We start from the raw sequence: 5,782 nt of genomic DNA, 5'->3' as shown, positions 1-5,782 counted from the left end.
GTGAAAAAGTCGGCTAATATGGCCGGCTCGCTTCGAGGAAAAGCCTTCGGGTTTGGACGAAGAAGCGGCGTCAACCACCTGATCAAAAAGGTGTTGACGGCAAGAAAAAAGCCGCTATGATGGGCGGCTCGGTTCGACGAAAAGCCCTCGGGTTTGAAGACGAACCAGCGTCAACCGCCTCGAAATGAGGTGTTGACGGAAACAAAAAGCCCGCTATAATGGGCGGCTCACTCGGACGAAAACGTCGGGGTGAAAAGGGAAAGGCGCTGAGGCCGGCCCCAAGGTTCTTTGACAGTGTGCGCAGGTAACTTGTGAGGACGCCTGCAGATGGAAGTATGTCCATCTTGCAGACGTTCGAATCAAGAGCAACAAATCAATTGCTTTGCAAGCGATACGTAGCTTGGTTTGAACTCTGCATATCAAAGCTTTTGCCTTCGGGCATGTAGTTTTAAGTGAAGAGTTTGATCCTGGCTCAGAGTGAACGCTGGCGGCAGGCCTAACACATGCAAGTCGAACGGCAGCACAGGAGAGCTTGCTCTCTGGGTGGCGAGTGGCGGACGGGTGAGGAATACATCGGAATCTACCTTTTCGTGGGGGATAACGTAGGGAAACTTACGCTAATACCGCATACGACCTTAGGGTGAAAGCGGAGGACCTTCGGGCTTCGCGCGGATAGATGAGCCGATGTCGGATTAGCTAGTTGGCGGGGTAAAGGCCCACCAAGGCGACGATCCGTAGCTGGTCTGAGAGGATGATCAGCCACACTGGAACTGAGACACGGTCCAGACTCCTACGGGAGGCAGCAGTGGGGAATATTGGACAATGGGCGCAAGCCTGATCCAGCCATGCCGCGTGGGTGAAGAAGGCCTTCGGGTTGTAAAGCCCTTTTGTTGGGAAAGAAAAGCAGTCGGTTAATACCCGATTGTTCTGACGGTACCCAAAGAATAAGCACCGGCTAACTTCGTGCCAGCAGCCGCGGTAATACGAAGGGTGCAAGCGTTACTCGGAATTACTGGGCGTAAAGCGTGCGTAGGTGGTTGTTTAAGTCCGTTGTGAAAGCCCTGGGCTCAACCTGGGAATTGCAGTGGATACTGGGCAACTAGAGTGTGGTAGAGGATGGCGGAATTCCCGGTGTAGCAGTGAAATGCGTAGAGATCGGGAGGAACATCTGTGGCGAAGGCGGCCATCTGGACCAACACTGACACTGAGGCACGAAAGCGTGGGGAGCAAACAGGATTAGATACCCTGGTAGTCCACGCCCTAAACGATGCGAACTGGATGTTGGGTGCAACTTGGCACGCAGTATCGAAGCTAACGCGTTAAGTTCGCCGCCTGGGGAGTACGGTCGCAAGACTGAAACTCAAAGGAATTGACGGGGGCCCGCACAAGCGGTGGAGTATGTGGTTTAATTCGATGCAACGCGAAGAACCTTACCTGGTCTTGACATCCACGGAACTTTCCAGAGATGGATTGGTGCCTTCGGGAACCGTGAGACAGGTGCTGCATGGCTGTCGTCAGCTCGTGTCGTGAGATGTTGGGTTAAGTCCCGCAACGAGCGCAACCCTTGTCCTTAGTTGCCAGCACGTAATGGTGGGAACTCTAAGGAGACCGCCGGTGACAAACCGGAGGAAGGTGGGGATGACGTCAAGTCATCATGGCCCTTACGACCAGGGCTACACACGTACTACAATGGTAGGGACAGAGGGCTGCAAGCCGGCGACGGTAAGCCAATCCCAGAAACCCTATCTCAGTCCGGATTGGAGTCTGCAACTCGACTCCATGAAGTCGGAATCGCTAGTAATCGCAGATCAGCATTGCTGCGGTGAATACGTTCCCGGGCCTTGTACACACCGCCCGTCACACCATGGGAGTTTGTTGCACCAGAAGCAGGTAGCTTAACCTTCGGGAGGGCGCTTGCCACGGTGTGGCCGATGACTGGGGTGAAGTCGTAACAAGGTAGCCGTATCGGAAGGTGCGGCTGGATCACCTCCTTTTGAGCATGACAGCTTCATCTGTCAGGCGTCCTCACAAGTAACCTGCATTCAGAGAGTTCCGCCACAGGGCGGAGCACCCCGAAATACCGGGGCCATAGCTCAGCTGGGAGAGCACCTGCTTTGCAAGCAGGGGGTCGTCGGTTCGATCCCGACTGGCTCCACCACTGACGAAGACTTTGGGTCTGTAGCTCAGGTGGTTAGAGCGCACCCCTGATAAGGGTGAGGTCGGTGGTTCGAGTCCTCCCAGACCCACCACTCTGAATGTATCGCACACTAAGAATTTAGATGCTCGGCGTTGAGGCCGTAGCGTTGTTCTTTAATAATTTGTGATGTAGCGAGCGTTTGAGAACACACTTCTCGACGTGTCGTTGTGGCTAAGGCGGGGACCTCGAGTCCCTAGAAATTGAGTCGTTATAGTTCGCGTCCAGGCTTTGTACCCCTGGACTGAATATGACCTTGAGGCAACTTGAGGTTATATGGTCAAGCGAATAAGCGCACACGGTGGATGCCTTGGCGGTCAGAGGCGATGAAGGACGTGGCAGCCTGCGAAAAGTGTCGGGGAGCTGGCAACAAGCTTTGATCCGGCAATGTCCGAATGGGGAAACCCACTGCTTCGGCAGTATCCTGCAGTGAATACATAGCTGCTGGAAGCGAACCCGGTGAACTGAAATATCTAAGTAACCGGAGGAAAAGAAATCAACCGAGATTCCCTAAGTAGTGACGAGCGAACGGGGACTAGCCCTTAAGCTGGTATGGTTTTAGAAAAACAACCTGGAAAGGTTGGCCATAGAAGGTGATAGCCCTGTATTTGAAAGGGCCATACCAGTGAATACGAGTAGGGCGGGGCACGTGAAACCCTGTCTGAACATGGGGGGACCATCCTCCAAGGCTAAATACTCCTGACCGACCGATAGTGAACCAGTACCGTGAGGGAAAGGCGAAAAGAACCCCGGAGAGGGGAGTGAAATAGATCCTGAAACCGTGTGCGTACAAGCAGTAGGAGCTCGCAAGAGTGACTGCGTACCTTTTGTATAATGGGTCAGCGACTTACTGTTCGTGGCAAGCTTAACCGTATAGGGGAGGCGAAGGGAAACCGAGTCTGATAAGGGCGCATAGTCGCGGGCAGTAGACCCGAAACCGGGTGATCTAGTCATGCCCAGGGTGAAGGTCAGGTAACACTGACTGGAGGCCCGAACCCACTCCCGTTGCAAAGGTAGGGGATGAGGTGTGATTAGGAGTGAAAAGCTAATCGAACCCGGAGATAGCTGGTTCTCCTCGAAAGCTATTTAGGTAGCGCCTCATATGTATCCTCTCGGGGGTAGAGCACTGTTATGGCTAGGGGGTCATCGCGACTTACCAAACCATTGCAAACTCCGAATACCGAGACGGACTGTATGGGAGACACACGGCGGGTGCTAACGTCCGTCGTGAAAAGGGAAACAACCCAGACCCACAGCTAAGGTCCCAAATTCACTGCTAAGTGGAAAACGATGTGGAAAGGCATAGACAGCCAGGAGGTTGGCTTAGAAGCAGCCACCCTTTAAAGAAAGCGTAATAGCTCACTGGTCGAGTCGGTCTGCGCGGAAGATTTAACGGGGCTAAGCAGTGAACCGAAGCTTGGGGTGCATCGCGATAAGCGATGCGCGGTAGAGGAGCGTTCCGTAAGCCTGCGAAGGTGGATTGAGAAGTCTGCTGGAGGTATCGGAAGTGCGAATGCTGACATGAGTAACGACAATGCGGGTGAAAAACCCGCACGCCGAAAGCCCAAGGTTTCCTTGCGCAACGTTAATCGGCGCAGGGTGAGTCGGCCCCTAAGGCGAGGGCGAAAGCCGTAGTCGATGGGAAGCAGGTTAATATTCCTGCACCTCGCGTAAGTGCGATGGAGGGACGGAGAAGGTTAGGTGTACCGGGCGTTGGTTGTCCCGGGGAAAGGCGGTAGGTTTGGATCTTTGGCAAATCCGGGATCCTTTAAGACCGAGCACCGAGACGAGTCTTTTAGACGAAGTCACTGATACCACGCTTCCAGGAAAAGCTCCTAAGCTTCAGCTTACGCAGACCGTACCGTAAACCGACACAGGTGGGTAGGATGAGAATTCTCAGGCGCTTGAGAGAACTCGGGTGAAGGAACTAGGCAACATGGCACCGTAACTTCGGGAGAAGGTGCACCCTTTTTGGTGGCTCGTGCGAGCTATAGCTGAAGAGGGTCGCAGAAACCAGGCCGCTGCGACTGTTTATCAAAAACACAGCACTCTGCAAACACGAAAGTGGACGTATAGGGTGTGACGCCTGCCCGGTGCTGGAAGGTTAATTGATGGGGTCAGCCGCAAGGCGAAGCTCTTGATCGAAGCCCCAGTAAACGGCGGCCGTAACTATAACGGTCCTAAGGTAGCGAAATTCCTTGTCGGGTAAGTTCCGACCTGCACGAATGGCGTAACGACAGCGGCGCTGTCTCCACCCGAGACTCAGTGAAATTGAAATCGCTGTGAAGATGCAGCGTTCCCGTGGCAAGACGGAAAGACCCCGTGAACCTTTACTATAGCTTTACACTGAACGTTGAGTTCGTCTGTGTAGGATAGGTGGGAGGCTATGAAACTGTGGCGCTAGCTGCAGTGGAGCCATCCTTGAAATACCACCCTGTCGTGCTTGACGTTCTAACCTAGGTCCGTAATCCGGATCGGGGACCGTGTATGGTGGGTAGTTTGACTGGGGCGGTCTCCTCCTAAAGAGTAACGGAGGAGCACGAAGGTACGCTCAGCGCGGTCGGACATCGCGCACTGTGTGCAAAGGCATAAGCGTGCTTGACTGCAAGATCGACGGATCAAGCAGGTACGAAAGTAGGTCTTAGTGATCCGGTGGTTCTGTATGGAAGGGCCATCGCTCAACGGATAAAAGGTACTCCGGGGATAACAGGCTGATACCGCCCAAGAGTTCATATCGACGGCGGTGTTTGGCACCTCGATGTCGGCTCATCACATCCTGGGGCTGTAGTCGGTCCCAAGGGTATGGCTGTTCGCCATTTAAAGTGGTACGCGAGCTGGGTTCAGAACGTCGTGAGACAGTTCGGTCCCTATCTGCCATGGGCGTTGGAGATTTGAGAGGGGCTGCTCCTAGTACGAGAGGACCGGAGTGGACGAACCTCTGGTGTTCCGGTTGTCACGCCAGTGGCATTGCCGGGTAGCTATGTTCGGAAGCGATAACCGCTGAAAGCATCTAAGCGGGAAGCGCGCCTCAAGATGAGATCTCCCGGGACACAAGTCCCCTAAAGGAACCATGTAGACTACGTGGTTGATAGGTCAGGTGTGTAAGTGCAGCAATGCATTGAGCTAACTGATACTAATGATCCGTGCGGCTTGACCATATAACCTCAAGATGCTTCCTCATAAGCATCCCTTAGCGCGACACACGTCGATCGCTCTCACTCGCTCGCTACATCACACCCCATGAGAGGCTGGCGCCCTGCCGTCCTCGGTCCAACAACCGAGAACACGCACGCGGCGACACTCCAACCGTCTCCCTGGTGAAATTAGCGCTGTGGAACCACCCGATCCCATCCCGAACTCGGAAGTGAAACGCAGCTGCGCCGATGGTAGTGTGGCTCAAGCCATGCGAGAGTAGGTCATCGCCAGGGGCTTTACCCCAAATCCCCGTCCCACAAGGACGGGGATTTTTTATTGCGAGTGGAAAAAACCAACACGACACGCGCAGGCGAGGGAAGCACGGGCGCACGCCCCGCGGCGACATGCCACCCGGGGGCTGCGCGCCGTACCCTCACCCCAACCCCTCTCCCG

General features: G+C 54.5%; 2 tRNA genes and 3 rRNA genes. All 5 read left to right on the top strand.

Annotation, left to right across the window (positions count from 1 at the left end):
* The first annotated feature begins 449 nt into the window (after positions 1 to 449).
* Positions 450 to 1,994, top strand: a 16S ribosomal RNA gene (locus D183_RS0100945).
* Positions 1,995 to 2,082: 88 nt separating this feature from the next.
* Positions 2,083 to 2,158, top strand: a tRNA-Ala gene (locus tag D183_RS0100940).
* A 14-nt stretch (positions 2,159 to 2,172) separates the two neighbouring features.
* Positions 2,173 to 2,249 (top strand) — tRNA-Ile (locus D183_RS0100935).
* Positions 2,250 to 2,472: 223 nt separating this feature from the next.
* Positions 2,473 to 5,352 (top strand): 23S ribosomal RNA (locus tag D183_RS0100930).
* A 155-nt stretch (positions 5,353 to 5,507) separates the two neighbouring features.
* A 5S ribosomal RNA gene (gene rrf / locus D183_RS0100925) occupies positions 5,508 to 5,622 on the top strand.
* The 16S, 23S and 5S rRNA genes sit together here with 2 tRNA genes alongside, the layout of an rRNA operon.
* The last annotated feature ends 160 nt before the right edge of the window (positions 5,623 to 5,782 follow it).

It is taken from the genome of Xanthomonas sp. SHU 199 (assembly GCF_000364665.1).
GTDB classification, from domain to species: domain Bacteria; phylum Pseudomonadota; class Gammaproteobacteria; order Xanthomonadales; family Xanthomonadaceae; genus Xanthomonas_A; species Xanthomonas_A sontii.
The sequence above is the reverse complement of the archived record's forward strand: the minus strand, read 5'-3'. Positions and strand labels throughout refer to the sequence as shown.